The organism is Mesorhizobium mediterraneum (assembly GCF_002284565.1).
GTDB classification, from domain to species: Bacteria; Pseudomonadota; Alphaproteobacteria; order Rhizobiales; family Rhizobiaceae; genus Mesorhizobium; species Mesorhizobium mediterraneum.
This window is the reverse complement of sequence record NZ_NPKI01000018.1, coordinates 244,809-271,719: the sequence shown is the minus strand read 5'-3', so window position 1 is coordinate 271,719 and position 26,911 is coordinate 244,809. Positions and strand designations below refer to the sequence as shown.

Annotated in this window: 26 protein-coding genes and 1 pseudogene; 10 read left to right on the top strand and 17 right to left on the bottom strand. The window is 62.0% G+C overall.

What is annotated here, in order from left to right:
* Positions 1 to 86 precede the first annotated feature (86 nt).
* On the bottom strand, positions 87 to 830 hold the full coding sequence (locus tag CIT25_RS17715; RefSeq protein ID WP_095485818.1) for a creatininase family protein: 744 nt from the start codon (positions 828 to 830) through the stop codon (positions 87 to 89).
* 6 nt (positions 831 to 836) lie between these two features.
* Positions 837 to 977, bottom strand: a complete 141-nt coding sequence (locus tag CIT25_RS36300; protein ID WP_158302576.1) for a hypothetical protein — start codon at positions 975 to 977, stop codon at positions 837 to 839.
* A gap of 185 nt (positions 978 to 1,162) precedes the next feature.
* On the opposite strand from CIT25_RS36300, the gene CIT25_RS17710 reads away from it, so the two are divergent.
* Complete coding sequence (locus CIT25_RS17710) at positions 1,163 to 2,182, top strand: aldo/keto reductase (protein ID WP_095485817.1); 1,020 nt, start codon at positions 1,163 to 1,165, stop codon at positions 2,180 to 2,182.
* 70 nt (positions 2,183 to 2,252) lie between these two features.
* Here the strand turns inward: CIT25_RS17710 and CIT25_RS17705 are convergent, their stop codons facing one another.
* From CIT25_RS17705 to CIT25_RS17680, 6 genes are all read right to left on the bottom strand, one after another.
* A complete protein-coding gene (locus CIT25_RS17705) occupies positions 2,253 to 3,869 on the bottom strand; it encodes a glycosyltransferase family 39 protein (RefSeq protein WP_095485816.1) in 1,617 nt (538 codons plus the stop codon).
* 231 nt (positions 3,870 to 4,100) lie between these two features.
* The gene (locus CIT25_RS17700) at positions 4,101 to 4,373 is read right to left on the bottom strand and encodes an HU family DNA-binding protein (protein WP_006201846.1); all 273 of its coding nucleotides are present in this window, start codon (positions 4,371 to 4,373) and stop codon (positions 4,101 to 4,103) included.
* 196 nt (positions 4,374 to 4,569) lie between these two features.
* Positions 4,570 to 6,981 carry an endopeptidase La gene (lon, locus tag CIT25_RS17695; protein ID WP_095485815.1) on the bottom strand — a complete coding sequence of 804 codons (2,412 nt, stop codon included), beginning with the start codon at positions 6,979 to 6,981 and terminating at the stop codon, positions 4,570 to 4,572.
* Between the two features lie 287 nt (positions 6,982 to 7,268).
* A complete protein-coding gene (clpX, locus tag CIT25_RS17690; RefSeq protein WP_095485846.1) occupies positions 7,269 to 8,543 on the bottom strand; it encodes an ATP-dependent Clp protease ATP-binding subunit ClpX in 1,275 nt (424 codons plus the stop codon).
* A gap of 294 nt (positions 8,544 to 8,837) precedes the next feature.
* Positions 8,838 to 9,467, bottom strand: coding sequence for an ATP-dependent Clp endopeptidase proteolytic subunit ClpP (gene clpP, locus CIT25_RS17685; RefSeq protein ID WP_095485814.1), 630 nt, complete (start codon positions 9,465 to 9,467; stop codon positions 8,838 to 8,840).
* A gap of 337 nt (positions 9,468 to 9,804) precedes the next feature.
* On the bottom strand, positions 9,805 to 10,908 hold the full coding sequence (locus CIT25_RS17680; RefSeq protein WP_095485813.1) for an NAD(P)/FAD-dependent oxidoreductase: 1,104 nt from the start codon (positions 10,906 to 10,908) through the stop codon (positions 9,805 to 9,807).
* Positions 10,909 to 11,190: 282 nt separating this feature from the next.
* On the opposite strand from CIT25_RS17680, the gene CIT25_RS17675 reads away from it, so the two are divergent.
* Both CIT25_RS17675 and CIT25_RS17670 read left to right on the top strand, forming a co-directional pair.
* A complete protein-coding gene (locus CIT25_RS17675) occupies positions 11,191 to 12,441 on the top strand; it encodes a cytochrome P450 (RefSeq protein ID WP_095485812.1) in 1,251 nt (416 codons plus the stop codon).
* A gap of 27 nt (positions 12,442 to 12,468) precedes the next feature.
* Positions 12,469 to 13,188, top strand: coding sequence for a transporter substrate-binding domain-containing protein (locus tag CIT25_RS17670; protein WP_095485811.1), 720 nt, complete (start codon positions 12,469 to 12,471; stop codon positions 13,186 to 13,188).
* Between the two features lie 17 nt (positions 13,189 to 13,205).
* On the opposite strand, the gene CIT25_RS17665 is transcribed toward CIT25_RS17670, so the two are convergent.
* The 6 genes from CIT25_RS17665 to CIT25_RS17640 all read right to left on the bottom strand — a co-directional run bounded on the left by CIT25_RS17665 (position 13,206) and on the right by CIT25_RS17640 (position 17,663).
* Positions 13,206 to 13,556 carry a cupin domain-containing protein gene (locus tag CIT25_RS17665; protein ID WP_095485810.1) on the bottom strand — a complete coding sequence of 117 codons (351 nt, stop codon included), beginning with the start codon at positions 13,554 to 13,556 and terminating at the stop codon, positions 13,206 to 13,208.
* A 21-nt stretch (positions 13,557 to 13,577) separates the two neighbouring features.
* Positions 13,578 to 14,858 carry an O-acetylhomoserine aminocarboxypropyltransferase gene (locus tag CIT25_RS17660; protein ID WP_095485809.1) on the bottom strand — a complete coding sequence of 427 codons (1,281 nt, stop codon included), beginning with the start codon at positions 14,856 to 14,858 and terminating at the stop codon, positions 13,578 to 13,580.
* 247 nt (positions 14,859 to 15,105) lie between these two features.
* Positions 15,106 to 15,627: a CoA-binding protein gene (locus CIT25_RS17655; RefSeq protein ID WP_095485808.1), complete on the bottom strand. Its 522-nt coding sequence runs from the start codon at positions 15,625 to 15,627 to the stop codon at positions 15,106 to 15,108.
* Positions 15,624 to 16,406 (bottom strand): AAA family ATPase, encoded by a 783-nt coding sequence (locus CIT25_RS17650; protein WP_095485807.1) that lies wholly within the window; start codon positions 16,404 to 16,406, stop codon positions 15,624 to 15,626. The genes CIT25_RS17655 and CIT25_RS17650 overlap by 4 nt, the downstream gene beginning before the upstream one ends.
* A gap of 10 nt (positions 16,407 to 16,416) precedes the next feature.
* Positions 16,417 to 16,839, bottom strand: coding sequence for a VOC family protein (locus tag CIT25_RS17645; protein ID WP_095485806.1), 423 nt, complete (start codon positions 16,837 to 16,839; stop codon positions 16,417 to 16,419).
* 2 nt (positions 16,840 to 16,841) lie between these two features.
* The gene (locus CIT25_RS17640) at positions 16,842 to 17,663 is read right to left on the bottom strand and encodes an enoyl-CoA hydratase (RefSeq protein WP_095485805.1); all 822 of its coding nucleotides are present in this window, start codon (positions 17,661 to 17,663) and stop codon (positions 16,842 to 16,844) included.
* 168 nt (positions 17,664 to 17,831) lie between these two features.
* On the opposite strand from CIT25_RS17640, the gene CIT25_RS17635 reads away from it, so the two are divergent.
* The 3 genes from CIT25_RS17635 (at position 17,832) to rpsI (ending at position 19,478) form a co-directional block, all read left to right on the top strand.
* Positions 17,832 to 18,296 (top strand): PaaI family thioesterase, encoded by a 465-nt coding sequence (locus CIT25_RS17635; protein WP_095485804.1) that lies wholly within the window; start codon positions 17,832 to 17,834, stop codon positions 18,294 to 18,296.
* 233 nt (positions 18,297 to 18,529) lie between these two features.
* Positions 18,530 to 18,994: a 50S ribosomal protein L13 gene (gene rplM, locus CIT25_RS17630; protein ID WP_091591498.1), complete on the top strand. Its 465-nt coding sequence runs from the start codon at positions 18,530 to 18,532 to the stop codon at positions 18,992 to 18,994.
* 1 nt (position 18,995) lies between these two features.
* The gene (gene rpsI / locus CIT25_RS17625; protein WP_023717316.1) at positions 18,996 to 19,478 is read left to right on the top strand and encodes a 30S ribosomal protein S9; all 483 of its coding nucleotides are present in this window, start codon (positions 18,996 to 18,998) and stop codon (positions 19,476 to 19,478) included.
* A 78-nt stretch (positions 19,479 to 19,556) separates the two neighbouring features.
* Here the strand turns inward: rpsI and CIT25_RS17620 are convergent.
* A pseudogene (locus CIT25_RS17620) lies at positions 19,557 to 20,466 on the bottom strand (LysR family transcriptional regulator).
* A gap of 94 nt (positions 20,467 to 20,560) precedes the next feature.
* Between CIT25_RS17620 and CIT25_RS17615 the strand changes: the two are divergent.
* Positions 20,561 to 21,433: an aldo/keto reductase family oxidoreductase gene (locus CIT25_RS17615; protein WP_095485803.1), complete on the top strand. Its 873-nt coding sequence runs from the start codon at positions 20,561 to 20,563 to the stop codon at positions 21,431 to 21,433.
* 49 nt (positions 21,434 to 21,482) lie between these two features.
* Here CIT25_RS17615 and CIT25_RS17610 read toward each other — a convergent pair whose 3' ends face one another.
* Positions 21,483 to 22,541, bottom strand: coding sequence for a glycerophosphodiester phosphodiesterase family protein (locus tag CIT25_RS17610; protein ID WP_095485802.1), 1,059 nt, complete (start codon positions 22,539 to 22,541; stop codon positions 21,483 to 21,485).
* A gap of 404 nt (positions 22,542 to 22,945) precedes the next feature.
* Here CIT25_RS17610 and speB point away from each other — a divergent pair, with 404 nt between their 5' ends.
* From speB to CIT25_RS17595, 3 genes are read left to right on the top strand one after another with little or no spacing between them, the layout of a single operon-like run.
* Positions 22,946 to 23,953, top strand: a complete 1,008-nt coding sequence (gene speB, locus CIT25_RS17605) for an agmatinase (RefSeq protein ID WP_095485801.1) — start codon at positions 22,946 to 22,948, stop codon at positions 23,951 to 23,953.
* Positions 23,954 to 23,982: 29 nt separating this feature from the next.
* Positions 23,983 to 24,915: an N-acetyl-gamma-glutamyl-phosphate reductase gene (gene argC / locus CIT25_RS17600; protein ID WP_095485800.1), complete on the top strand. Its 933-nt coding sequence runs from the start codon at positions 23,983 to 23,985 to the stop codon at positions 24,913 to 24,915.
* Positions 24,916 to 25,755, top strand: coding sequence for an aminoglycoside phosphotransferase family protein (locus tag CIT25_RS17595; protein WP_095485799.1), 840 nt, complete (start codon positions 24,916 to 24,918; stop codon positions 25,753 to 25,755). It abuts the gene before it with no gap.
* Here CIT25_RS17595 and CIT25_RS17590 read toward each other — a convergent pair.
* Complete coding sequence (locus CIT25_RS17590; protein WP_095485798.1) at positions 25,745 to 26,836, bottom strand: COX15/CtaA family protein; 1,092 nt, start codon at positions 26,834 to 26,836, stop codon at positions 25,745 to 25,747. The genes CIT25_RS17595 and CIT25_RS17590 overlap by 11 nt on opposite strands.
* Positions 26,837 to 26,911: the final 75 nt, after the last annotated feature.

Genomic DNA, 26,911 nt, shown 5'->3' with positions numbered 1-26,911 from the left:
CCGAATCTCCCTGCTCCAACCTTCACCACAGAATCACCGTTCGGCTTCTGTGCAAAGGTCTCACAAGGGGAGAAGGAAGAACCGCGCTAGGCCGTCAACATCGCCCGCAAATGCTCGAGGATCATCGTAACGCCCTGCTGCCCCAGTTCCACCGAGGCGTCGGCGGCGCTCGCCGTGTACCAGCTCTTGTTGTCGGCGAAGCGGCCGGCGTCCACCGCTTCCGGGCACAGCGCCAGCATCAGCGACGTCTCGCCAATGCCGGCATGATCGAACGGATACTGGCCGTTCATCGCCGCCGGCATCAACGGATGCACCCGCACCCAGTTGAAAAAATTGCCGCCCTCGGCATGTTCAGCATAGTAGCCGGCCATCGTCTCCGAGCCCCACCAGCCCTCGCCGCGTTCCTTCTCGATGAAGCGGAAGATCGCCTGGCGGCCAGCGGTCTTAAAGGCGAGATCGGTCGGCATGCCGGCGGCAAAGTTCTCGGTCTGGTGGTGGATGATGGCGTGGATGTTGCGAAAACCGATGCGCAGCAGACTGTAGAACAGCTCTTCGCCGAAAGGAGCCAACGCATTGCCGCCGACTTGCACCGAGCCATTGCCCTCCGGTTCCGCCACGGCGTAGCTTGCCGCGCCGTAGTAGAAGGGCGGAAGGATGACGATGTCGGTTTCCCTTTCGAACAGTTCCAGCATCTTGACGACCGCCAGTGTGTCCATGCCGACGGCCATATGCTCGCCATGGTATTCGAGCACGCCGAGCGGGAGCACGACCGGCCAGTTCTCGGCGATCGCCTCGCGGATCTGGTGCGGCAGCATCAGCTCGTAGCGCATGAGCGCTTACTCCATGTTGGCGTGGTGGGCGCGCTTCGCCGCCCCTGGTCGCTGACCATTCTGAGCCGGGACAGGCAAGGTGAAATCGGCAAGTCTTGCGGCGCTACCCTCGCCCATTCTGAACAGGTTTTTGTCGGCATTGGTCATGACGGTTCCACCAATTTGCCGGGACCCCAAACCTGCCTGAACGTATTGGGCACGTTTCCTCCGAACAGCTTGTTTTTGCTCATGCTATCACCGTGAAATTCCGTGTCCAACGGCCCGAAGTGCTTTTGAAGTGCCACAGGCGTGATAGTGTCACGGCAATTGCGTAGGTGAGGAAATAGCAGGACATGAAGACACGGCATTTCGACCGCATCGGCAACGGCGTCAGTTTCACGGAGCTCGGCTTCGGCACGGCGCCGCTCGGCAACCTCTACCGCGTCGTCTCCGACGACGATGCCAATGCCACGCTGGAAGCGGCATGGCAGGTCGGCTGCCGCTACTACGACACCGCGCCGCTCTACGGGCTCGGCCTGTCGGAAACGCGGCTCAATCCGTTCCTGCGTTCGAAAAAGCGCGACGACTATGTGCTGTCGACCAAGGTCGGCCGCATCATGCGCGCCTGCCCGCCGGAGCAGCGCACCGGCATCGGCAAATTCTTCGACACGCCGTCGCGCCGCGAGGTCTACGACTACAGCTATGACGGCGTCATGCGCTCCTTCGAAGCGTCGCTCGAACGTCTGGGCGTCGATCGCATCGACATCCTTTTCGTGCATGACGTCGACATCTTCACCCATGGCAGCAAGGAGGCCTCGGACCAACGCATCGAGGAGTTCATGCGCTCGGGCTATTACGGGCTGCTGGCCCTGCGCGACCAGGGCGTTATCAGGGCGTTCGGCGGCGGCATCAACGAATGGCCGGTTGCCCAGACACTTGCCGAACGTGGCGACTTCGACCTTTTCCTGCTTGCCGGGCGTTATACGCTGCTGGAGCAGGAAGCGCTGCAATCCTTCCTGCCGCTATGCCAGAAGCGCGGCATCGGCATCGTTCTCGGCGGGCCGTATAATTCCGGGATCCTGGCAACCGGACCGAAGCCCGGCGCCTACTACAATTATTCCGAGGCGCCGCAGGACATTCTCGACCGCGTCACGCGCATCGAGGCCGTCTGCAAACGCCACGGCGTGCGCCTGATCGAGGCGGCACTGCAATTTCCGCTGCTGCACCCTTCGGTCGTGTCGGTGATCCCCGGCGGCCAGCGGCCGAGCGAGGTCGAAAGCAACCGCTCGCTGCTCGACGCGAAGCTGCCTTCGGCACTCTGGGCCGACCTCAAGAAGGAAGGGCTGATGCGCGCCGATGCGCCGACGGCATAAAGCCGCCTGCTTTCATCGGCTCGACACCTGCGGCCTCGCTTGGGTACAAGCGGCAAATCCCTGACTGCATTCAATCTTGGACGCTTTTGCCTGCCGAACCGCGCTTGTGCAGGCGGGCGAAATAGATGCGCCTGCCCGACACGGATCCGAACAGCTCTTTCCCGATCAGCGTGCCGGTTTGGCTGCTGAGTTCGTAGTCTGCTTGCCGCAAGATCTCTACTAATGCCGGATCGGGCCGGTTTTCGTCCAGCCACATCAACACCGCAGGGTCCTGGAGTAGCTCTTTCAGCTCCGGAACTTCGGGATTGAGCAGCACGAGGTCGCCCTCAGCAAGACGGAAATTTCCGACCCAAGAGGAATTGCCGAGGATCGTGCGCACCGGCCCGGTGGCCCGCAGGTCGTGATAGAGTTCTTTGAAGTCCAGCCTTGCGGTGCGAGATTTGCCTTCCCCGCCCATCAGTTGCGCATACCAAGTGAACGGTGTCACAAGCAGAGCTGTAACGACAGCCAAGGCGATCACGAAGCGCTGAACCTCTCGGCCGAACTCGCCCAGCTTTTCCATGCGTGCGGCAAGATAGAGCGGCAGCAGGAAAAGAACCGGCAGCAGCCAGCGGTTGCGCAACGACGTGCTACCGCTTGCCAGCACCAGCAGCAGCACAGCAAGAAGGCCTATCAGCAATGCACGCTCAAGCAACTTGTCCCGCGGTGCATTGAAGGCGTCCTGCCGTCGGGGGAAACTCCGTTTCCAAACGAAGCCGAGGACGTAGATGACTAGAGTCACGATGCTGAATGACGCGGTGGCATATATGATTTTGAACAACCCCTCGCCGCGGATGCCGATCATTCCGTCGTCATCATCGGCTATGCCAAACTTGGATATACGGGCGAAAATTGCGTCCGAATGGTAGTAGCTCCAAACTGTCGTCGGGGTCAGAACAAGCACGAAGACCGCCATGCTGAGCAGTATCCATGGTGAAACCAGCGCTGGTCGATAGGCGCGCACAGTCATCGCCGCCGAGAGCAGCGCTGCCAGCATGAGGACATCATTGAACTTGGCGAGCGTGGCCAGTGCGGCCGCCAGGCCGAAGCTCGCATAGGCCAGCGGCGTCCGGACATGGACGAGATGGGCGAAGGCGAGCAGCGTGACCGCGCAAAAGGCGAAGGCGGCTACCGAATGCGTCAAGCTGTGTTGCGCTTCCCAAAATAGCAGCGGCACCGTCATTAGTCCGAACATAGCGGCGGCGGCAGTGACCTGCTTATAGCCAAGCCTGCGCATCGCAGCATGGCTGGCGGCAAAGCCGACGAAAAGCAGGACATATCTGACGAGCTTGAGGCTGACGATGCTCGTCCCGAACCCTTGGCTTATTGTCCAGGCAATCCAGTTGTAGAGCGGTGGCTGTGAACCACCATAGCCGGCGGCGAGATGCGGCAGATAGATCAGTTGCTCGGCATCGTCGATGTTCACGCCGTTGCCTGCCCAAAGGCCAAGCAGCGACAGCGTCGCGGTTTGGAAGGCGAAATAAAGAGCGATGACGAGCACCGCGACATAAAGCCGGCCGACCTTGTCATCGGCAAGCCAATCAATCAGTTCTTCTACCTTCTGCAAGATGTGGTCGTCCCTTCGTGCCGGAGGAACGGCGTTACACGACTGGGGAGCAGAGGACAATTGCTGGCCGGGTTGCCCCAAAGCGCGTCGCGTTCGAACGGATTCATGCGACGCGCTTTAAACCCTTGTTTCTATGCATATCGTTATCGCAAAACCGCTGCGCACTTTTGCGCGACATGCATTAGGCGTCGGCGCGATACTCCCATTGCCGGCTCCGGAACCATTCACCTTTGGTCCGACACTTTAATCGGACGCAAAAGAAAAGCCGGGCATGCCCGGCTTTTCTGATCTCTGAAAAGGGTAAGAAGGCGCTTAGTTTACTGCGTCCTTGAGGCCCTTGCCGGCCGAAAACTTCGGCACGGTGCGCGCCGGAATCTTCACTTCCGCACCGGTCTGCGGGTTGCGGCCGGTCGACGCGGCGCGTTTTGACACGGTGAAATTTCCGAAGCCGACAAGCCGGACATCGCCGCCCTTCTTCAGTTCGCCGGTGATCACGGAAAACACCGCATCAACCGCCGACTGCGCGTCACCCTTCGAAATACTCGCGGCATCGGCGACAGCGGACACCAGTTCGTTCTTGTTCATAAAAATTCCCTTCCATGAGAAAACCGGAACGTACGACTCATCCGGCAGGAAACGGACTTTAGAAAGAAGCGCTTCCGCAACCAAGTCGAAAAGCGTGAAAAAAATCGAAAAAACCCCGGAATTCCGGGGTTTTTCACATGAAAAAGCCGGGCTCAAGGCCCGGCTCTCTGTTTGTGCATTGCAACTTTAGCAAGATCTAATGAGCCAGCGACTTGCTGGCGTCGTCTCCGGCATCCACCGCAGCCGGCGCATTGACCGGCTCGACCCACTCGATCGGCTCCGGCATACGCACCAGCGCATGGCGCAACACTTCGCCGACCCGCGCGACCGGAATGATCTCCATGCCGTTCTTCACGTTGTCCGGAATCTCCGCTAGATCCTTGGCGTTGTCTTCCGGGATCAGCACCTTCTTGATGCCGCCGCGAAGTGCTGCAAGCAGCTTCTCCTTGAGCCCGCCGATCGGCAGCACCCTGCCGCGCAGCGTGATCTCGCCGGTCATCGCCACATCGGCCCTGACCGGGATGCCGGTCAGCACCGAGACGATCGCCGTCGCCATCGCCACACCCGCCGACGGTCCGTCCTTGGGCGTTGCGCCCTCGGGCACGTGGACGTGGATGTCGCGCTTGTCGAACAGCGGCGGCTCGACGCCGAAATCGATAGCCCGCGAGCGGACATAGGAGGCCGCCGCCGAGATCGATTCCTTCATCACGTCGCGCAGATTGCCGGTCACCGTCATGCGGCCCTTGCCGGGCATCATGACGCCTTCGATCGTCAGCAACTCGCCGCCGACTTCCGTCCAGGCGAGCCCGGTGACGACGCCGACCTGATCGTCGGCCTCGACCTGACCGAAGCGGAAGCGCGCGACACCAAGATAATCGGCAAGATTGTCTGCCGTGATGTCGATCGTCTTCTTCTTCGTCTTCAGGATCTCGGTCACCGCCTTGCGGCCGAGCTTCATCAGCTCGCGCTCCAGGCTCCTGACGCCCGCCTCACGGGTGTAGGTCTGGATGATGCCGCGGATCGCGTCCTCGCCGACGGAAAACTCCTTCGGTTGCAGCGCGTGATCGCGGATCACCTTAGGCATCAGGTGGCGCTTGGCGATCTCGATCTTCTCGTCCTCGGTGTAGCCGGCGATACGGATGATCTCCATGCGGTCCATCAAGGGCGCAGGGATGTTCAATGTGTTCGCGGTCGTCACGAACATCACGCTCGACAGGTCGTATTCAACCTCGAGGTAATGGTCCATGAACGTCGAGTTCTGCTCAGGGTCGAGCACCTCGAGCAAAGCCGATGACGGATCGCCGCGGAAATCCTGGCCCATCTTGTCGATCTCGTCGAGCAGGAAGAGCGGGTTGGACTTCTTCGCCTTCTTCATCGACTGGATGACCTTGCCGGGCATCGAGCCGATATAGGTGCGCCGGTGACCGCGGATTTCGGCCTCATCGCGCACGCCGCCCAGCGCCATGCGGATGAACTCGCGGCCGGTCGCCTTGGCGATCGACTTGCCGAGCGAGGTCTTGCCAACGCCGGGAGGTCCGACGAGGCACAGGATCGGTCCCTTCAGCTTCTTCTGGCGGCTCTGCACGGCGAGATATTCGACGATGCGGTCCTTGACTTTGTCGAGGCCGAAATGGTCGGTGTCGAGCACATTCTGCGCGAAGGACAGGTCCTGCTTGACCTTGGAGTTCTTGCCCCACGGTATCGAAAGGATCCAGTCGAGATAGTTGCGCACGACGGTCGATTCAGCCGACATCGGCGACATCGTCCGCAGCTTCTTCAGTTCGGCCTCCGCCTTTTCGCGGGCCTCCTTGGAGAGCTTGGTCTTCTTGATGCGCGCCTCGATCTCGGCGGCCTCGTCGCGGCCGTCCTCACCCTCGCCGAGCTCCTTCTGGATCGCCTTCATCTGCTCGTTGAGGTAGTATTCGCGCTGGGTCTTCTCCATCTGGCGCTTGACGCGCGAACGGATGCGCTTCTCAACCTGCAGGACGGAGATTTCGGCTTCCATGAAGCCCATCGCCTTTTCCAGCCGCTCCTTGACCGAAAGCGTGGCCAGCATCTCCTGCTTTTCGGGGATCTTGATGGCAAGATGCGAGGCAACCGTATCGGCGAGCTTGGAATAGTCGTCGATCTGGCTGGCGGCACCCACCACTTCGGGCGAGATCTTCTTGTTCAGCTTGACGTAGTTCTCGAAGTCGGTGACGACGGAACGGGCCAGCGCCTCGACCTCGACCTCTTCCTCCTCCGGTTCGACCAGCGCCGCGGCGCGGGCCTCGTGGAAGTCGGGACGGTCGGTGAACGAAACGATTTTCGCGCGCGAGGCGCCTTCGACCAGCACCTTCACGGTGCCGTCCGGCAACTTCAGCAATTGCAGCACATTGGCGAGCGTGCCGATGTCGAAGATCGCATCGGACTCGGGATCGTCGTCGGCGGCATTCATCTGGGTCGCAAGCAGGATCTGCTTTTCCTGACCCATCACCTCTTCCAGCGCCTTGATCGACTTTTCACGCCCGACGAAGAGCGGAACGATCATGTGCGGGAACACCACGATGTCGCGCAGTGGGAGGACTGCGAAGACGCCGTCGCTGGGAGCCTTGGATATTTTGGCCATTGTCCAACCTTTCATGTCGCGGCTTCCAATCGGCCAACCGCGAATCTCATATTAACGACCGAGGATCGTTCCGCCTACCACCGTTTGTGACGGGAGTTTTACAGCACAGAATTCGGCACCCCGGCCTTCCTCAGTTAGTTGGAGGCACGGGGGGCAAAGATCAAGGGTCAACACGAAACCGTTCATCCAATCTGTCACAATCCGTTCATCACAAGTCGGCCCGACCGCAATAGCAAAAACGGCGCCTCGCGGCGCCGTTTCAAAAAAATCCATTGTGCAGGCTCACGTCAGGCGCTGACGTTGCCCTTCTTTTCCTTCTGCTCGGAATAGATGTAGAGCGGCCTGGCGTTGCCGGACACCACCTCTTCCGAAATTACCACTTCGCGCACGCCTTCCAGCGCCGGCAGCTCGAACATCGTATCGAGCAGGATCGCTTCCATTATCGAGCGCAGGCCGCGCGCGCCGGTCTTGCGCTCGATGGCGCGCTTGGCGATCGCCGACAGCGCATTCTCATGGAAGGTCAGGTCGACATTCTCCATCTCGAACAGCCGCTGATACTGCTTGACGAGCGCGTTCTTCGGCTCGGTTAGGATCTGTATCAGCGCCGGCTCGTCGAGGTCCTCCAGCGTCGCCAGGACCGGCAGACGGCCGACGAACTCGGGAATGAGGCCGAACTTCAACAGATCCTCAGGCTCGACCAGGCGGAAAACGTCGCCGGTGCGGCGATCCTCGGGCGAAGCGACCGTGGCGCCGAAGCCGATCGAGGTCTTGCGGCCGCGATCCGAAATGATCTTGTCCAGGCCGGCGAAGGCGCCGCCGCAGATGAACAGGATGTTGGCGGTGTCGACCTGCAGGAACTCCTGCTGCGGATGCTTCCTGCCGCCCTGAGGCGGCACGGAGGCGACCGTGCCTTCCATGATCTTCAACAGCGCCTGCTGGACGCCCTCGCCCGACACGTCGCGGGTGATCGAAGGATTGTCCGACTTGCGCGAGATCTTGTCGATCTCGTCGATGTAGACGATGCCGCGCTGGGCGCGCTCGACATTGTAGTCGGCCGACTGCAAGAGCTTCAGGATGATGTTCTCGACATCCTCGCCGACATAGCCGGCCTCAGTCAGCGTCGTCGCATCGGCCATGGTGAAGGGAACGTCGATGATGCGGGCCAGCGTCTGCGCAAGCAGCGTCTTGCCGCAACCGGTCGGGCCGATCAGCAAAATGTTGGACTTCGCCAGCTCGACGTCGTTGTTCTTGCCGGCATGCGCGAGACGCTTGTAGTGGTTGTGGACGGCCACCGACAGCACGCGCTTGGCGTAGGGCTGACCGATGACGTAGTCATCGAGAACCTTGAGGATCTCCTGCGGGGTCGGCACGCCCTCGCGCGACTTCACCATCGAGGTCTTGTTCTCCTCGCGGATGATGTCCATGCAGAGCTCGACGCATTCGTCGCAGATGAACACCGTCGGGCCGGCGATCAGCTTGCGCACTTCGTGCTGGCTTTTGCCGCAAAACGAGCAATAAAGCGTGTTCTTGGAATCACCGCCGTTGCTGCCGACCTTGCTCATTTTCATGTCCTTTCATAGCCGCCCGCCGATGGTCTGGTTGAAAGGGCGCATATTCAAATCTATCGCGGGAAATCGCCGCCGCCAGTGTCCCGGCTCCCGCAACGCATTCCATACGAAACACATATCAGAAAACGTCGCAATGATTCGCACCAACCCCGCACAAAGCTAAGCCGTCGAAAATCAACATAGGCTTAACGTAGGCAATTGCTCCCGTCGAGGGAACAGCCAATTGTGGCCGAAATGCCGCAAGCGGCGTCAAAAGCGTGTTTTCCCACCATCCAGCTGCCACCAAGCTTATGCGGCGGCAACCTCAGCCGGCTCGCGCGACGAAATGACCTTGTCTATGAGGCCGAAATCCTTCGCCTCGTCGGCGGTCATGAAGTGGTCGCGGTCGAGCGTCTTTTCAATTTCGTCATAGCTCTTGCCGGTGTGCTTGACATAGACTTCGTTGAGACGACGCTTCAGCTTGATGATGTCCTGGGCGTGGCGCTCGATGTCGGAAGCCTGGCCCTGGAAGCCTCCGGAAGGCTGGTGGACCATGATGCGGGCGTTCGGCGTGGCGAAGCGCATGCCCTTCTCGCCTGCGGTCAAGAGCAGCGAGCCCATCGAGGCCGCTTGGCCGATGCACAGCGTCGCCACCGCCGGCTTGATGAACTGCATGGTGTCGTAGATCGCCATGCCGGACGTGACGACGCCGCCAGGCGAATTGATGTAGAGGTTGATTTCCTTCTTCGGATTCTCCGCTTCGAGGAACAGGAGCTGCGCGCAGACCAGCGTCGCCATGCCGTCCTCGACCGGGCCGGTGATGAAAATGATGCGCTCTTTCAGCAGCCGCGAGAAAATGTCGTAGGCCCGCTCGCCGCGATTGGTCTGTTCGACCACCATCGGAACGAGGTTCATGTAGGTTTCGACGGGGTTCTTCATGGACTATCCCTTTTCAAAGGTGGGATTCCGGCGCCGGGAGATTAGCAAGTCGGGCAGAATCGGTTCTGGATCGTTGTCCTGTAAATAGGATGTCGGCTCACCCTAGCGCAAGGCCGCCTCTCCTAGCCATCCGGTTAAGTCGAATCAAGCTTTCTGCGCAGCATTCGCCCGAAGCTGCGCCGGCAGCCTTCTGCTGCTCTTGAAGCGGCGCCGCCGCGTAGCACTTTCCTAACCGCGTCGCTTAACGAAATGTCTCGAAACTGCTTTCCCGCGATACGGCTTCCCCTACAATTCAACGTTGAGCTTGCTCTGAAGGTTCAACAGCGGCGTGCCATGATCAGACCACCTCGGCTCGCAGCCACGCCTTTAAACCGGCGACGTCGCCATTGCCGATGGTCGCTGCGACGCGCCTGCCGACAGCCGCGCCGAACTTGTAGCCGTGGCCGGAGCAGGCCGAGACAACAAGGCATCTGCCCTTCTCATGCGCCAGGAATTTTTCGTCGGCGGTGAAAGTGTAGGCGCAGGTGACGACTTCGGTCACCCTATACTCCTCGATACGGGCGATCGGCGGCGAAAACAGGTTGCGGATCGCCTCGCCCTCGCCCGCCACCGGCTGGCGGTTCCAGTCGGCGTCGCTGGTCGGCACCCTGTGCAGGCCGGAGCCGAATTTCATGCCGGCGCCGCCGGAGGGCGGGATCACGTAGCCATCGACAGCACCGCCGACATCGAGGATGACCGGGGCCCCTTGCCACGCCGCTTTCAGGTCCGCCGGCGGCTCGACATAGGCAAGCGCGGTGCGCCAGGTCTTCAGTTCGCCGTCTAGTTCCGGAAACAGTTTTAGCACCCAGGCGCCGGCGGCGATGACGATGCGGTCGGCTTGCATCGTCTCGCCGCTTTCAAGCACGATGTGGCCGGCCTCAGCGTCGATCGTCGTCACCTTGCTGTTTTCATAGACGTTGGCGCCGTTGGCCCGCAGCCAATTGGCGAGTCCCGCCGCGATCTTGCGGCAATGCAGTGCGCCGCCCTCCGGCGAGAAGAAAGCGTAGCGAAAACTTCCGCTCTCGAGGAACGGCCAGCGCGCAACGGCCTCGCCCGGCTCGATCATCTCGAAGGGAAAATCGCCGGCCGCCAGCCCGTCGCGCATCTGCTCGGCGTCGTCACCCTCGTCGCGCGAAATGCAGATGAAGCCGCGCGGATCGAGATGGTTTTCGCCGAGATCGGCCCACATCTCGTCCCAGGCCTCATAGGCTTCGGTGATCAGCCGGCCATAGCCCGCCGCTGCACCATAGGCGCGCCGGATGATGCGGTGATGGTCGCCCGAGGCGGCAAGCGGATTGGGAATCGCTCCCTGCTCGACGATCGTGACCCGGTGCCCGGTCTTGACCAGCGACCAGGCCGTCGAAAGCCCTGCAATGCCTGCGCCAACCACGATCACATTCATCAAGTCAGTCTTTCCGCAGCCGTGTCGGCTGGCTCAACGCGCTTTTGTGCATGTCGTTGTCCCAAAACCGCCGCGCACCCTCGGGTCAAACCCGAGGGCAGGCTTTTGGGCGACATGCATCGGACTATCGGGCGCCCAACATACGGTCTGGCATCAAGCTGGCAAGCCTTGGAGCGCCGCGCGTCGCTCGACGCGCAAAGGACGCTCCAAGACTTTGAATCTGCGCATGATCCCCAGCGAAAACCGATTCCGGTTTTCGGGGTCATGCGCTAATGGTCTGGTATGTCCGACTTGACGCCGCCGCCCTACCTTTCCTTCGATCCAGCCACCCGCCGTGTGCGGATGGATCCGCACGAGCCGGCTTTTTTCCAGAACCCATACGAGGCCTATGCCTTCATGCATGGCGCATCGAACGCCTTCTTCTGGGAGGAGTTCGGCTTTTGGTGCTTCGGCGGCTTCGACGACGTCAACCGGCTGCTGCGCGACCGCCGCTTCGGTCGTCAGAACCCGGCCGGCATCCCCGACAGAAGCAGCATCGACCAGGACCGCACGCATCTCAGCGCCTTCGACGGCATCGAGGCCAATTCGATGCTGGAGCTGGAACCACCTGTTCACACCAGGCTCAGAACGCTGGTCAACCGCGCCTTCGTCTCGCGTCAGGTCGAGCGGCTTCGGCCGCGTGTCGAGTCGCTCGCCAACGAGCTTATCGACCGTTTCGAACCGGACCAGGTCGATCTGCTGCCGGCTTTCGCGTCGCCACTGCCGATCACCATCATTGCCGAAATGCTCGGCGTGCCGGTCGAGATGGGACCGCAACTGCTCGACTGGTCGCATCAGATGGTCGCCATGTACATGCATGGCCGTACGCGCGAAACGGAAGAGACGGCCAATCGCGCAGCGCGGGATTTTTCGGATTTCCTGCGCGGCTATGTTGCCGAGCGGCGCAAAAACCCCGGCGACGATCTGTTGTCGCTGCTGATCTCGGCGCAAGACGATGGCCAAAAACTCTCCGAGGACGAACTGGTGTCCTCGGCCATCCTGCTGCTCAACGCCGGCCACGAGGCGACCGTCCACCAGACCGGCAATGCGGTGCGCTCGATCCTCGCGCAAGGCGGCGACCCGCGCCGCTTCTTCACCTCGCCGGAAGCGACCGCCGCCACGGTCGAGGAATGCCTGCGCTTCGACGCGCCGCTGCACATGTTCACGCGTTATGCCTATGAAGAGATCGAGGTCGCTCCGGGCATTCTCGTGCGGCCGGGCGAGACGATCGGCCTGCTGCTCGGCATGGCCAATCACGACCCGGCGGCCTTTGCCGAACCTCTCGCCTTCAGGCCGGATCGCGCGGACCAGAAGAACGTCTCGTTCGGCGCCGGCATCCATTTCTGCATCGGCGCGCCGCTCGCCCGGCTCGAATTGCAGGTGTCGCTGAAAACCCTGTTCCAGCGCCTACCGCGGCTGCATCTTGCCGAACAGCCGCGCTTCCGCGACTCCTATCATTTCCACGGGTTGGAAGCGCTCGCCGTGCGTTTTTGAGAACAGCGGACCTAAGGCTGAGATCGCATGACTGAAAAGATGAAATTCGCTTTTTTGCAGGAGCCTCCGTTCTGCTTCACCGATGCTTCCGGAGATGTCTTCGGCTGCGACGTCAAGCTCGCGCAGAAGGTTTGCGAAATATTGGGGCTAGGGACCTTTTTGCCAATCGAGACCGAGTTCGCCAAGCTGCTTCCCGGACTGGCCAAGGGCGAGTGGGATATGACCACCGGTCTGTTCGTTTCGGACGAACGCAAGAAATCCGTCGACTTCACGCGACCGATTTGGGTCTTGCAGGACGGGTTGCTCGTCGCGAAAGGCAATCCGCGCGAATTCAAGGGCTATCGATCCATCGCCGCAGATGAGGCGGCGTTGATCGCCGTCATATCGGGCCAGGTCCAACATCAGACGGCTTTGCAAAATGGCGTTCCGCCCGAGCGGATAAGAATATTCGCCACGCAAGCGGGCGCGGCCGATGCTGTCGGTGCCGGTGCGGTGCATGCCTATGCAAGTGTCGCCATGGCGCATCGAGGCTATCTGGCTCAGCATTTCAACGCGCCTCTTGCGGTCATCGACGTTCCGGCAGCCGAAAAACAGCCAGCCGCCGGCGCTTTCGCTCTCGCCAAAGACAATGCGATCCTGCGCCAGCGCATCGATTCATGCCTGGACGATTTGCTGGGAAGTCCCTGGCACCGGGACATGATGGCCGAATACGGATTTTCCGACGGTGATATCGATCGGCTTTTGTGAAAGCGCCATGCAAGTGATCAAAGCTTGATCACATACTCCTTGCGCGTCATTTCAAGCACTTCCCAGCTTCCTCTAAAACCCGGCCTGAGCACGAAGCTGTCGCCGGCCCTGACGGTGCGCGCCTCGCCGCCCTCCTCGGCGATCACTGAAACGCCCGACAGGATGTGGCAGAACTCCCACTCGTCATACTCGATGCGCCATTTGCCCGGCGTCGCCTCCCAGATGCCGGCATAGAGCCCGCCGTCGCGTTCCTCGACATTCCAGGTGCGAAACTTCGGATCGCCCGAGATCAGGCGACCCGGCGCCGGCGCGCCAAGTTCCGGCTCGACACTTTCGACATTGACGGAGAGAAATTTCGGCTCGGTCATCGAATCTCCTTCCAGTGGGGATCAAACCTTGGCGAGAGCCTGTTCCAGATCGGCGACGATGTCGTTGACATCCTCGATGCCGACCGAGAGCCTGACCGTATCTGGCCCAGCGCCAGCCGTAACTTTCTGCTCGTCCGACAATTGCCGATGCGTGGTCGATGCCGGGTGGATGACCAGCGACTTGGTGTCGCCGACATTGGCGAGGTGCGAGAACAGTTCGAGCGCCTCGACGAATTTGATGCCCGCCGCATAGCCGCCCTTCAGGCCGAAGGTGAACACCGCACCGGCGCCAAGCGGCGAGTATTTTTTCTGTAACGCATTATTCTTGTCGCTGGGCAGGCCGGGATAGGAGACCCAGGCGACCTTGGGGTGGTTGGACAGCCAGGCGGCGACAGTGACCGCATTGTCGCAATGGCGCTGCATCCTGAGCGGCAGGGTTTCCAGGCCGGTCAGGATCAGGAACGCATTGAAGGGTGAGATCGCCGGACCCATGTCGCGCAGGCCAAGCACGCGCGCGGCAATGGCGAAAGCGAAGTTGCCGAAGGTTTCGTGCAGGACGAGGCCGCCATATTCGGGGCGCGGCTCCGACAGCATCGGATATTTGCCTGATTTCGACCAGTCGAAGGTGCCGCCGTCGACAATGGCGCCGCCGATCGAATTGCCATGGCCGCCGATGAACTTGGTCAGCGAATGCACGACGATGTCGGCGCCATGCTCGATCGGCCGCACCAGATAGGGCGAGGCCAGCGTGTTGTCGACGATCAGCGGCAGGCCGTGCTTGCGGGCGATGTCGCCGATCTTCTCGATGTCGACGAAGACACCGCCCGGATTGGCCAGGCTCTCGATGAAGATCGCCTTGGTCTTTTCATCGATCTGGCTTTCGAAGGTCGATATGTCGTTGGTGTCGGCCCAGCGCACCTGCCAGCCGAAATTCTTGAAGGCGTGGCCGAACTGGTTGATCGAGCCGCCGTAAAGCCTTGTCGCGGCGACGAAATTGTCGCCGGGCTGCATCAGATTGTGGAAGACAAGCACCTGCGCGGCATGACCCGACGCCACGGCCAGCCCTGCCGTGCCGCCTTCGAGCGCCGCGATACGCTCTTCCAGCACCGCCTGGGTCGGGTTCATGATGCGGGTGTAGATGTTGCCGAAGGCTTTTAGCCCGAAAAGCGAGGCGGCATGGTCGGCATCGTCGAAGACAAAGGAGGTCGTCTGGTAGATCGGCGTGGCACGCGCGCCGGTCGCCGGATCGGGCTTGGCGCCGGCATGGACGGCGAGCGTGTTGAAACCGGGCGTGCGGGTCATCGAATACCTCCCTTTGAACCTTCTGAAAATCGCCGGGCATTCTTGGCGAAGCCCGGTCACGAATGCAAAGAAGAAAATGCCCTTCGACGCACGTTCTGTGATCGAGGCGCGAGAAAATGTTCCGATTACCGGAATAAATTTCCGTCTCGAGCCTGATCCAACCCGATAGGATCGGGATGGGGCTCTATCTTTCTTGTTTGACCATGATCTTTTCCGAAAACCGGTTTCCACTTTTCGGGATCATGGTCTACTTCTGGCGAACGCCGAAGCTCTGGAATCCCGGCCGCATCAGCGGCTTCTTCGACGACAGCACGCCGGAGTTGACGCCGGTCCAGCCGATTTCACCCGACAGCTTGCCATACTCGATCTTGGGGCAGCGGTTCATCACCACCTTGATGCCGGCGGCCTCGGCGCGCGCGGCCGCCACGTCGTGGCGCACGCCGAGCTGCATCCAGACGACTTTCGGCAACGGATCGAGCCGCAGGACCTCGTCGACGACGCCCGGCACTGCCGCGGAAGCGCGAAAGATGTCGACCATGTCGACGGGCTCGGGGAGATCGGCGAGCCTAGCATAGACCGTTCGGCCGAGGATTTCCTTGCCGGCCTGTCCCGGGTTGATCGGAAACACCGAAAACCCTTTGGCGAGCAGATATTTCAGCACGAAGTAGCTCGGCCGCACATCATTGGCGGACGCGCCGACCATGGCGATGGTCTTCACCGAATTGAGGATGCCGGCGATATAGGCATTGTCGTAGGCGTCGTGGTTCATGCCTCGTCCTCATACAGAGCTTCGGCGAGAAAACCATCCGGATCGTTGCAGAAACTGCGCATCATCCGAAAATGATCGGTATCGCTGAAATCGGTCGGGTCGAGGCCGAACCGGCTGATGCGGAACAGCCGCGCGCCGGGACAGGCCATCAGCAGCGGCGAATGCGTCGCCATGATCACTTGCGCCGTGCCGGATTGGTCCATCCGCCGCAGCATCTTGAGAAGCTCGATCTGGCGCGTCGGCGAAAGCGCGCTTTCGGGCTCGTCGAGGATGTAGATGCCTTGCCGGCGGCAGCGCTCCTCGAAGAAACGGATGAAGCCCTCGCCATGCGACCAGGACAGGAAATCGGGCGGAGGTGGCTTGAACGGATCTTCGAGTGCCGCCTGATCGAGATAACGGGCGACGGAGTAAAAGGATTCAGCGCGAAAGAACCAGCCGGCGGTGACTTTCGGCAGCCAGTGACCGCGCAGCGTCTTAGCCAGTGCGGCGCCGCTCGTATCGATGGCAGCTGAATGGTCGATGGGCATGTAGCCCTTGCCGCCGCCGGCCTCGTCGTATCCGGCCAGCGCGCCGATCGCCTCGAGCAGCGTGGATTTGCCGGTGCCGTTCTCGCCGACGATGATGGTGATCGGCGTGGTGAATTCGAGCTCGAAATCGTGGCTGCGGAAGATCGGCAGGTTCCAGGGGTATTTTTCCCAATCTGCGACCCGCGCCGGCTCTATCAGGATGCGCTTGAGATAGGGAGCCTTCAGTCGCGTCAGTTGCTTGCGGGGAGCCATGCGGCAGCGATCAGCCCGGCAGCGAGATCGTTCCGTCTTCCGCGATCGGAAAAGCCGGATTGTGCGCCACTTCCCAGACATGCCCTTCCGAGTCGGCGAAATAGCCATACCAGCCGCCCCAGAAGGCGCGGCCGGCCGGCTTGACGATACGACCGCCGGCCTTCTCGGCCATCGCAAGCACGTCGTCGACTTCCGTGTCGGAGCGGGTGTTGTAGGCGAGATAGACCGCCGACGGCGCCGTGCCGAAGGTGATGCCCGAATCCTCTTCGGCGCTTGCGCGCGGGAACAGGCCGAGAATGACGCCGCCCATCTGGAAGAAGGCCACGCCGTCGGTGATCCCGGCATGGCGGGTCAGGCCCATCGCCTCGTAGAAGCGTGTGGCGCGGTCGAGATCGTCGACTGCGATTGTGATGATGGAGATGCGGGGTTCCATCTCTAATCGTCCGTCCATTCCGGCTTGCGCTTGCCTATGAAGGCGCCAATCCCCTCTTCCGCGTCGCGTGCCAGCATGTTGTCGACCATGACTCGGCCGGTGTAGACATAGGCCTCGGCCAGCCCCATCTCGGCCTGCGCGTAAAAGGCTTCCTTGCCGGTCTTCACGACCAAAGACGATTTCGCAGCAATGGTTTGCGCGTATTTGGTGACAATCTGATTCAGATATTCGCGCGGCACGACGCGATTAACCAGGCCGAATTCCTTGGCCGTCGCCGCATCGATCGTCTCGCCGGTCAAAAGCATCTCCATCGCGTGCTTGCGCGAGACGTTGCGTGACAGCGCCACCATCGGCGTCGAGCAGAACAGGCCGATATTGACGCCCGGCGTGCAGAAGGTCGCCTCATGCGAGGCGATCGCCAGATCGCAACTCGCCACCAGTTGCGCCCCGGCCGCCGTCGCCAGGCCATCGACCTCGGCGATCACCGGCCTGGGATGGCGCACGATCGCCTGCATCAGTTCCGCACAAGCGGAAAATGTCTCCTCGAAGAATGCCTTGCCGCGATCGGCATCAGTGCGGCGCGCGGTCATTTCCTTGAGGTCGTGTCCGGCGCAGAACACTTTTCCGGCCGCTGCCAGGATAATGGCGCGGACGGATCTGTCTGATTTCGCGCGGTCGAGTTCCGCCGTCAGCGCCGCCATCACCGCCAGCGACAGCGCATTGGCCGGCGGATTGGCGAGCGTGAGGCGCAGCACGCCCTTGTCCAGTCTCGCGACGACAGGACCTTCGGCAACAGCCGGCTTGATGGCGACGATTTCGGCCATGTTCTCTAACCTCTTCATTGGCCAGCGGCATCGGATTTGTGGGCCATGGAACAAAAGAACTAGCACGCTGCCGATTGAAGAACAGCCTTGAGACGTGTTTTCTCAAACCCGACAATTGGCCCAGGCGTTCCACCTGAGCCCCTACCGGCTCCATATAGGAAACCGCTTATGCCCGCCCAAGACAATCTCAAACCGGTGCTGACGGCGGCTGAAATCAATGCGCTGATGGCAACCGTCTACCCACAGCTCAACGACCAGTTCACCTTCTACGAGGCGATCGACGTGTTTCCGGGCGGCTGCACGGTGCGGCTCAATGCCGACGAGCGGCATTTGCGCCCCGGCGGAACCGTGTCGGGCCCGTCGCTGTTCACGCTGGCCGACATAGGCGGCTATGTCTGCGTGCTTTCGCATGCCGGGCCAGATGCGCTTTCGGTCACCACCAACCTCAACATCAATTTTGTCCGCAAGGCCGAGGCCGGGCCGATCGACGGCCATTGCCGCATCCTGAAGCTGGGCAAGAGCCTGATGGTGTTCGATATCGACATCGTCGCCGGACCGGACGGACACACGGTAGCGCACGCCACGGGGACCTATTCGATCCCGCCGAGGCGGATTAGCGATGTGGTAAAATAGTACCTTTTACCTAACCCATTGTTTTTGCTTCGTTTTGCAAGCCATCTGGCTTTTCACCAGCCTTGACGCCATAACCGGGCTCGCCTATAAGCCCTCACGGAACAGCGACCCGCCAAAGGCCGCCGTTTTGTTATTGGCGGCGGGCGAGCGCCCTGCGTCAATCCAAGCAACAAGAAACGCCTTCCCTTTTCGTTCGTGAATGGGGGAAGGTCCGAACCGAAAGCAACAAATCCATGACAACCTTTTCGCAGAAGCCTGCGGATGTGGTGAAGAAGTGGGTGCTGATCGACGCCGAGGGTCTCGTCGTCGGCCGTCTCGCCACTGTCATCGCCAATCATCTTCGCGGCAAACACAAGCCCACCTTCACCCCGCATGTCGACGACGGCGACAACGTCATCGTCATCAATGCCGACAAGGTGGTGTTCACCGGCAAGAAATTCACCGACAAGGTTTATTACTGGCACACCGGCCACCCCGGCGGCATCAAGGAGCGCACCGCGCGCCAGCTGCTCGAGGGCCGCTTCCCCGAGCGTGTCGTCGAGAAGGCCGTCGAACGCATGATCCCGCGTGGCCCGCTTGGCCGTCGCCAGATGAAGAATCTCCGCGTCTATGCAGGCACGGAACATCCGCATGTCGCCCAGCAGCCCGTCACGCTCGACGTGGCCAAGCTGAACGCCAAGAACAAGAAGGTTTCGTAAAATGGCTGAGCTTTCCTCGCTCGCAGAACTCGGAACTGCCACCGGCAACACCAACACGCAGCCGGCTGCACCCGTCCATGTCCAGAAGCTCGACAAGTCGGGCCGCGCCTATGCCACCGGCAAGCGCAAGAACGCCATCGCGCGCGTCTGGGTGAAGCCCGGCTCCGGCAAGATCGTCGTCAACGACAAGGTGTTCGCCGAATATTTCGCGCGCCCGGTCCTGCAGATGATCCTCAACCAGCCGATCATCGCCGCCAACCGCGCCGGCCAGTACGACATCGTCGCCACAGTCATCGGCGGCGGGCTTTCCGGCCAGGCCGGCGCCGTGCGCCACGGCATCTCCAAGGCGCTGACCTACTACGAGCCGGCGCTGCGCGCCGTGCTCAAGAAGGGCGGCTTCCTGACCCGCGACAGCCGCGTCGTCGAGCGCAAGAAGTACGGCAAGGCGAAGGCCCGCCGCTCCTTCCAGTTCTCGAAGCGCTAAGCGCTGCGCAGCTTCAGACATTCGAAAGGGCCGCCTCCGGGCGGCCTTTTCTTTGGCGATTACTAACCTGGCCCAAATTCAAGGCCGATCAGCCGGTACTTTGATGAAGTCGATGAACGCCCGCAACGGCGCCGGCACGAGACGCCGGCCGGGGTAATAGAGGAACGGCCCGGGGAAGCTCTGCCACCAAGGTTCGAGGACGGGTTCGAGCGCACCGCTCTCGAAGTAAGGGCGAAGCCAATCCTCGAAGAGGCTGACAATGCCGGTGCCGGCGATGGCCGCATCGACGGCGAGATCGGCCGCTCCGCCCAAGGTCACGAGAAGCGGCCCCGTCGGATCGACCCGCACCACCTCGCCGTCGCGTTCGAACTCCCACGGCGGCAGCGCACCGCTGGCGAAGCGGCCACGCAGGCAGGCGTGACCGAGCAGGTCGCGCGGGTGTTGCGGCCGGCCATGGCGATCAAGGTAGGTAGGGCTGGCGGCGGTGGCGAAGCGCTGCACCCGCGGTCCGATCGGCACCGCGATCATGTCTTGTTCCAACCGCTCGTCGTAACGGATGCCGGCGTCGCAGCCGGCCGCCAGCACGTCGACAAAGCTCTCCTCGGCGATCACCTCAAGCCGGATGCCGGGATACGCGGCGAGGAAACGAGGGACGATACCGGGCAGCACCAGCCGCGCCGCGCTGACCGGCACGTTGAGGCGCAATGTACCTGCCGGCCGATCGCGGAAGCCGTTGACAACGTCAAGTGCTGTCTCGACCTCGGTCAAGGCTGGGCCGAGCCGGGCCAGCAAGCTCGCACCCGCTTCAGTCAGGACGACGCTGCGGGTCGTCCTGTTGAGCAGCCTGACAACCGAGCTGCGTCTCGAGGCGGCGCACCGCCTCGCTCAAGCCCGACGCACTGCCGCCGCTGGCACGGGCGCCCTCGCGAAAACCCTTGGCCCGCGCCACGGCCACGAAGGCGTTCAGATCTCCGAGATCGATCTTCATTGTTCGATATTCCGTACAGCCCGTGCGGAATGTAGCCAATTATCGTGAGATCGGACAGCGCCTATGTCAGCGTCATCTTGAACGGAGATAGACCATGTCCAGCATCGACCAGTCCGGCTCATTCACTCTCGGCGACCGCACCGTGAAGCGGCTCGGCTACGGCGCCATGCAGCTCGCAGGACCCGGCGTGTTCGGTCCGCCCAAGGATCACGACGCAGCCTTGGCTGTGCTGCTCGAAGCCGTTGCGCGCGGGGTGAACCACATCGACACCAGCGACTTTTATGGCCCGCACGTCACCAACCTACTCATCCGTGAGGCGCTCGCGCCCTATTCCGACAACCTGACGATCGTCACCAAGATCGGTGCGCGGCGCAGCGCGGATGGCTCGTGGCTTCCGGCCTTCTCGCCCGAAGCGCTGACGGAGGCGGTGCACGACAATCTGCGCAATCTCGGGCTCGACGTGCTGGATGTGGTCAACCTCAGGATCATGTTCGACGCGCATGGCCCCGCCGAAGGGTCGATCGAGGCGCCGCTCACTATGCTGGCCGAGCTGCAGCGACAGGGCCTGGTGCGTCATATCGGGCTAAGCAATGTCACGTCAGCACAGATCGAAGAGGCGCGGCGGATCGCCAAAATCGTTTGCGTGCAGAACCAATACAATCTGGCCTACAGGGGCGACGATGTCTTGATCGATGAACTTGCTCGTGACGGCATCGCGTACGTGCCGTTCTTTCCTCTCGGCGGCTTCAACCCGCTGCAGTCGTCTACCCTATCCGGCGTCGCTCAGCGCCTGGGCGCCACGCCGATGCAGGTCGCGCTCGCTTGGCTGCTCCGTCGCGCGCCGAATATTCTTTTGATTCCAGGCACCTCGTCGGTCGCGCATCTCAGGGAGAATCTCGCCGCAGCCGAACTCGATCTACCAGAGGACGCCGTGAGCGAGCTGGACGGCGTGGCGATGGCTGCCTGACGGCGGGCTGGTGACCATCCAAGCGGCTCCTTGCCCGCTTCGATCCAGTCTAGTTGATGCTAGCGGTGTTCGCCGGCTCCGCTGACCGCGCCTCATCGGGATAAGGCACGCGGTAGCCATTCGCCGCCAGCCAGTCTATCGCCGCTTTCGGCTCGTCGGTCTGGATGATGGTGGCGCCGCGCTCGGCCCAGAAGCCGTACGTCTCGCGCGGCAGGCTGGCGAGCACCGCCAACTCGTCGCCGCGACCGCCGGCAAGGAAGCCGCCCGGCTTGTTGACGATGGCGTAGGTGTTGGCCCAGATGTGCCAGTCGCCCCTTATCGCCGCTGCGCGCATGCGGGGGCTGAACAGCGGGCCACCGGTCTCGGTCAGCGTCTCCGACCCCGCGCGCCAGTTGATCATCTCGACCGCGCGTGGCGAAAAGGTCCCGCTGACTTTCTCGGCGAAGCCGGCGTCGCGAACCGCGTCGTCGGCGATAATCGGCATGAACTGGAAACCACTGCCGATCGCGCCCATGGCGGCCTTGACAGTGGTGATCCTGGCCGGATTCCACAGGTTCTCCTTGACGATCACCTGTTCGGCCATGCCTAGATCGCGCGCGACCGCGATCATGCCGGCCAGACTATCGACATCGAGCTTGTTGTCGATGTTGATGAGGATCCTGTCCTTGGTCGCCATCAGCATCTCATGCAGCGTCGAAACTGGCTCTTCGGTGACGGCGCCGGTGCCCTCGATCACCAGTCTGCAGGTTTTGAGCTCGGCCAGCGTGCGCTTGACCACCTCGCCCCTGCAATTCGTCGTGCGGTCGAGCCAGCTGTCATGCATGACGACGAACTGGTCGTCCTTCGAGCGCCTGACGTCGACCTCGACGATTTCGGCACCAAGCGCGATCGATGCCTCGACGGCGGCGATCGAGTTCTCCGCATAGAGCGTCTTGCGGGCCTGCATGCTGCCGGCGCGGTGTGCCGCCACCATGACGTGGTCGCGCCACTGGTTGGCGTGTTCGAAACGGTCGAGAATCTGTCTGGCGCGTGTTTCGCCTGCCGATGCCGAGCCTGTGAAGAGCGCCAAGGCGACGGAAAGCAGAAGGTTCAGCCAGGTCGTTCGCATGAGAATCGCTCCGTACCGGATGGAGACCCGGTTAAGCGACTCACGTGACAGCCCCGTGAACGAAGCCGGCTTCGCAAATGCGGGAAAGTCCGGTCAATGTCGGTCGAAGCGGCCGTTCTGCGACCTCGAATCATAACCGCAATCAGCAGGTCGCCGGCAATCAGGTTGCCGAGATCGATGCCGCCGCTGTCGCGGTCGGTGTGGCCGACACCGTCCGACGATGGGAGGCTGGCTACTTTCGGTTGCATTCATGCTTAGCTAGACAATTCCCGCGCCAGCCATGCAGGCTCACCTGGCAAGCAAGAATTTGTGACCGGGCTCGAATGACCATGGCCCCGGAAGGGGTCGCATTTCTGAGAATTATGTCCAATAAGGTTGCGCCTCGACGCACAGGAGATCGCTTCATGCCGAACAGCAACATCGACCACGCCTTCACCGCCCGGGCCAAGACGGGCGCGTCCTTCGAGCCGACCTATGCCGGCGCGCTGTCGTTCATGCGGCGCAAATACACGAAGGACGTGAAGGGCGCGGACGCCGTGGTGTGGGGCATCCCCTTCGACGCCGCCGTCACCAACCGGCCGGGTGCGCGCTTCGGGCCGCAGGCGATTCGCCGCGCCTCGACCATCCTCGACAACGATCCGCAATATCCATTTTCGCGCGAGCTGTTCGAACATCTCGCCGTGGTCGACTATGGCGATTGCCTGCTCGACAGCGGCAACCACCAGAAGACGCCAGGGACGATCGAGCGCGAGGCGGCAAAGATCCTGAAATCCGGCGCCTTCCTGCTTTCGCTCGGCGGCGACCATTTCGTCACCTGGCCGCTGCTCAAGGCGCATGCCGCCATCCACGGACCGCTGGCCCTGGTGCAGTTCGACGCCCACCAGGACACCTGGCCGGACGATGGCAAGCGCATCGATCACGGCTCCTTCGTCGGCCGTGCGGTCAAGGAGGGCATTATCGACCCCGACCGTTCGATCCAGATCGGCATCCGCACCCATGCGCCTGATACCTTCGGCATCAAGATCCTGTATGGCCACGAAGTCGAGGAAATGCGCGCGTCCGATATCGCCTATGCCATCGTCGACCGCACTGGCGGCAAGAAGGCCTATGTCACCTTCGATATCGATTGCCTGGACCCGGCCTTCGCGCCCGGCACCGGCACACCGGTCGCCGGCGGGCCGTCCTCGGCAAAAATCCTGTCGGTGCTGCGCCAGATCAATCAGGTCGATATCGTCGGCGCCGACGTCGTGGAGGTTGCGCCGGCCTATGATCACGCCGATATAACGGCAATTGCGGGGTCGACGGTGGCCATGCACTATCTCGGGCTCCTGGCGGAACGAAAAGCCCGGCTCGAAGAGCTGAACAGCGGCAATCACGTCGTTGCCGCGTTGAACCAGGCAAGTGGCATATAACTTTGAGATAACAGGAATTCAGGCAGGCAATGAAACCGAAAATCTTCATCGACGGCGAGCACGGCACCACCGGTCTCCAGATCAGGGCGCTGCTTGCCGAGCGCGGCGACCTGGAGATCATCTCCATTCCGACCGAGCGACGCAAGGAAGCGGCAGCTAGAGCCGAGTTCCTCAACGCTGCCGATGTCGCGATCCTGTGCCTGCCGGACGCAGCCGCGAAAGAAAGCGTCTCGCTGATCACCAACGACACCACCAGGGTCATCGATGCCTCGACCGCGCATCGCGTCGCCGAAGGTTGGGAATACGGTTTCGCCGAAATGGACAAGGATCAGGCGAAGACAATCGCCAGGGCAAAGCGCGTCGCCAATCCGGGCTGCTGGCCGCAAGGGCCGATCGCGACGCTCAGGCCGCTGGTGGCGGCCGGGCTGTTGCCGCCGGATTTCCCGGTCACCGTCAACGGCATTTCGGGTTATTCGGGCGGCGGCCGGCCGATGATCGAGGACTATGTCGCCAAGGGCGAGGATGCGTCGGAATTCCTGCCCTACGGGCTGACCCTCCAGCACAAGCATGTGCCGGAGCTCAGGACCTATGCGAAACTGTCGCATGACCCGATCATGCAGCCGGCGGTCGGCAATTTCGCGCAAGGCATGATCACGGTGGTGCCGCTGCAGCTCGGCGGCCTCGACTATGTGCCGACTGGCGCCGAGCTTCATGCGGCGATCGCCGACCATTTCGCCGCCATCGATGGCGGCGTGGTCGAGGTAGCGCCCTATGAGCAACTGGAGCGCGTGCCGGAGATCGATCCCGAAATCTACAACGGCACCAACCGGATGAAGCTCTATGTCTTCGCCAACGACGACAGGGCCCAGGCGCTGCTGCTCGCCGTGTACGACAATCTCGGCAAGGGCGCCTCGGGTGCTGCCGTGCAGAACATGGATCTGATGCTCGGCCTCAAGCACTGAATGGACGCTCCGGCATTTCCAACACGCTGGAACGTCAATGCGCCAGAACTGATTGCCGAAACCTTCAGCAGCCGCATCTGGAAGGTTTTTCGCGCGGACGGCTCGCCGGCGATCGTCAAGGCGCTCAAACCTTTCGATGACGTCAAAGACGAGTTGCGCGGCGAGCATTTCCTCGCCTGGCGGCGCGGCGAAGGCGCGGTGCGACTGCTAGGCTGCGACGGCCACTGCATGCTGCTCGAATATGCCGGCGAGACCTTGCTGTCACAGGTTCTCGCGGAGCAGGGAGATAGTGCCGCCACCGCAATCGCGGCTGAAGTAATGGCAAGACTGTTCTCGCCATCTGACCACCCTGCCCCACCGGATCTTCAGCCGCTGCGGGCACGGTTTTCCAGTCTGTTCAACAAGGCGAAGACGGATCGCGACGATGGCGAAAAGAGCCTCTATGTCGAAGCGGCTGCGACCGCGGAACGGCTGTTGGCCGATCCTGTCGACGTGCTGCCGCTGCATGGCGACCTGCATCACGACAACATCATGCACGGGCCGCGCGGCTGGCTGGCGATCGACCCGAAGGGCGTTCTCGGCGATCCCGGCTTCGATGCGGCGAACATGTTCTACAATCCGCTCGACCGCGACGACCTTTGCCGCGATCCCCGGCGGATTGCCCACATGGCCGAGATCTTCGCCACGACGCTCGGCCAGACGCCGGCCGCAATTCTGGATCATGCCATCGCCTATGGCTGCCTGTCGGCGTCATGGCATCATGAGGACCGCAACGCGATCGAGGAAAGCCGCGAATTGTCCATTGCCACGGCGATCAGGACGGTGCGGCTCAGCCTCTGATGGCGATCCGGTTGGGCAGCGGATAGGCGCCCTTGGTACCGCGCCAATGCGCTGCTGCAAAACCAAGCAGGACAAGCGCGAAGGCCTGATGCGTCAGCGCCATGTGCAGCGGCACGTGCATCATCAGCGTGCCGATGCCGATCAAGGCCTGCGCCAGCACCAGCAGAAACAGCAGCGTCGCGCGACGCGCATGCGTCGTTTCAGGCAGGCGGCGGTGCGTCGCGATCATGTGCCAAAGTGCTGCTACGAAGATCGTGTAGGCGCCGAGCCGGTGGATGAACTGGACCGTCTTCGGGCTCTCGAAGAAGTTGCGCCATGCCGGCTCTAGGATCAGCAGATCACCGGGGATGAGCTTGCCGTCCATCAGCGGCCAGGTGTTGTAGCTCAGGCCGGCATCGAGCCCGGCGACCAGCCCGCCGAGATAGATCTGGATCAGCGCCAGCAACACCAGAAAGCCGGCCAGACGCTGCGTCGAACGGTCGGCGGCGGGCTCTGAATGAGGCGCGAGCCCGCGAGCCACCACCATGGTCGCGGTGAAGATCAGTGCAGCCAGCGTCAGATGCGTCGCCAGCCGGTACTGGCTGACGGAGACCCGCTCGACCAGCCCGGACGCCACCATCCACCAGCCGATCGCGCCCTGCAGGCCGCCGAGAAGAAGAATCCCGATAAGTTTCGGCCCCAGGCCGCGTTCGATGCGGCGCGTCGCCCAGAAAAACACCAGCGGCACGGCGAAAACCAGGCCGACACCGCGCGCCAGGATCCGGTGCACCCATTCCCACCAGAAGATCGACTTGAACGCTTCGATGCTCATACCCTTGTTGAGCTCGGCATATTGCGGGATCTGCTGGTAACGCTGGAACTCCTCCTGCCATTCGGCGTCGTTGAGTGGCGGGATGATGCCGTGGATCGGCTTCCATTCGGTGATCGACAGGCCGGACTCAGTGAGCCTGGTGGCGCCGCCGACCAGGACCAGGACAAACAGCACCAGAAGCACGACGTAGAGCCAGCCGCGCACCAGCGCCCGGTTGCGCAGGTCGCGGTCGCGGGCCACGAAAGGCGCGGCAGCTGATATGGCAGCCATAGGCTTGTCCCGGCAGGTTGCAGTCGCGGATTGGTGAACCATCGCGACCCTGCTGGCAAGACCGGACAGCGCGGC

Excerpts from the sequence above, each read along its gene's own strand:
- CIT25_RS17715 (WP_095485818.1), bottom strand. The coding sequence starts at position 830 with ATGCGCTACGAGCTGATGCTGCCGCACCAGATCCGCGAGGCGATCGCC.
- CIT25_RS36300 (WP_158302576.1), bottom strand. The coding sequence starts at position 977 with ATGACCAATGCCGACAAAAACCTGTTCAGAATGGGCGAGGGTAGCGCC.
- CIT25_RS17710 (WP_095485817.1), top strand. The coding sequence starts at position 1,163 with ATGAAGACACGGCATTTCGACCGCATCGGCAACGGCGTCAGTTTCACG.
- CIT25_RS17700 (WP_006201846.1), bottom strand. The coding sequence starts at position 4,373 with ATGAACAAGAACGAACTGGTGTCCGCTGTCGCCGATGCCGCGAGTATT.
- lon (WP_095485815.1), bottom strand. The coding sequence starts at position 6,981 with ATGGCCAAAATATCCAAGGCTCCCAGCGACGGCGTCTTCGCAGTCCTC.
- clpX (WP_095485846.1), bottom strand. The coding sequence starts at position 8,543 with ATGAGCAAGGTCGGCAGCAACGGCGGTGATTCCAAGAACACGCTTTAT.
- clpP (WP_095485814.1), bottom strand. The coding sequence starts at position 9,467 with ATGAAGAACCCCGTCGAAACCTACATGAACCTCGTTCCGATGGTGGTC.
- CIT25_RS17680 (WP_095485813.1), bottom strand. The coding sequence starts at position 10,908 with ATGAATGTGATCGTGGTTGGCGCAGGCATTGCAGGGCTTTCGACGGCC.
- CIT25_RS17675 (WP_095485812.1), top strand. The coding sequence starts at position 11,191 with ATGTCCGACTTGACGCCGCCGCCCTACCTTTCCTTCGATCCAGCCACC.
- CIT25_RS17670 (WP_095485811.1), top strand. The coding sequence starts at position 12,469 with ATGACTGAAAAGATGAAATTCGCTTTTTTGCAGGAGCCTCCGTTCTGC.
- CIT25_RS17665 (WP_095485810.1), bottom strand. The coding sequence starts at position 13,556 with ATGACCGAGCCGAAATTTCTCTCCGTCAATGTCGAAAGTGTCGAGCCG.
- CIT25_RS17660 (WP_095485809.1), bottom strand. The coding sequence starts at position 14,858 with ATGACCCGCACGCCCGGTTTCAACACGCTCGCCGTCCATGCCGGCGCC.
- CIT25_RS17655 (WP_095485808.1), bottom strand. The coding sequence starts at position 15,627 with ATGAACCACGACGCCTACGACAATGCCTATATCGCCGGCATCCTCAAT.
- CIT25_RS17650 (WP_095485807.1), bottom strand. The coding sequence starts at position 16,406 with ATGGCTCCCCGCAAGCAACTGACGCGACTGAAGGCTCCCTATCTCAAG.
- CIT25_RS17645 (WP_095485806.1), bottom strand. The coding sequence starts at position 16,839 with ATGGAACCCCGCATCTCCATCATCACAATCGCAGTCGACGATCTCGAC.
- CIT25_RS17640 (WP_095485805.1), bottom strand. The coding sequence starts at position 17,663 with ATGGCCGAAATCGTCGCCATCAAGCCGGCTGTTGCCGAAGGTCCTGTC.
- CIT25_RS17635 (WP_095485804.1), top strand. The coding sequence starts at position 17,832 with ATGCCCGCCCAAGACAATCTCAAACCGGTGCTGACGGCGGCTGAAATC.
- rplM (WP_091591498.1), top strand. The coding sequence starts at position 18,530 with ATGACAACCTTTTCGCAGAAGCCTGCGGATGTGGTGAAGAAGTGGGTG.
- rpsI (WP_023717316.1), top strand. The coding sequence starts at position 18,996 with ATGGCTGAGCTTTCCTCGCTCGCAGAACTCGGAACTGCCACCGGCAAC.
- CIT25_RS17615 (WP_095485803.1), top strand. The coding sequence starts at position 20,561 with ATGTCCAGCATCGACCAGTCCGGCTCATTCACTCTCGGCGACCGCACC.
- CIT25_RS17610 (WP_095485802.1), bottom strand. The coding sequence starts at position 22,541 with ATGCGAACGACCTGGCTGAACCTTCTGCTTTCCGTCGCCTTGGCGCTC.
- speB (WP_095485801.1), top strand. The coding sequence starts at position 22,946 with ATGCCGAACAGCAACATCGACCACGCCTTCACCGCCCGGGCCAAGACG.
- argC (WP_095485800.1), top strand. The coding sequence starts at position 23,983 with ATGAAACCGAAAATCTTCATCGACGGCGAGCACGGCACCACCGGTCTC.
- CIT25_RS17595 (WP_095485799.1), top strand. The coding sequence starts at position 24,916 with ATGGACGCTCCGGCATTTCCAACACGCTGGAACGTCAATGCGCCAGAA.
- CIT25_RS17590 (WP_095485798.1), bottom strand. The coding sequence starts at position 26,836 with ATGGCTGCCATATCAGCTGCCGCGCCTTTCGTGGCCCGCGACCGCGAC.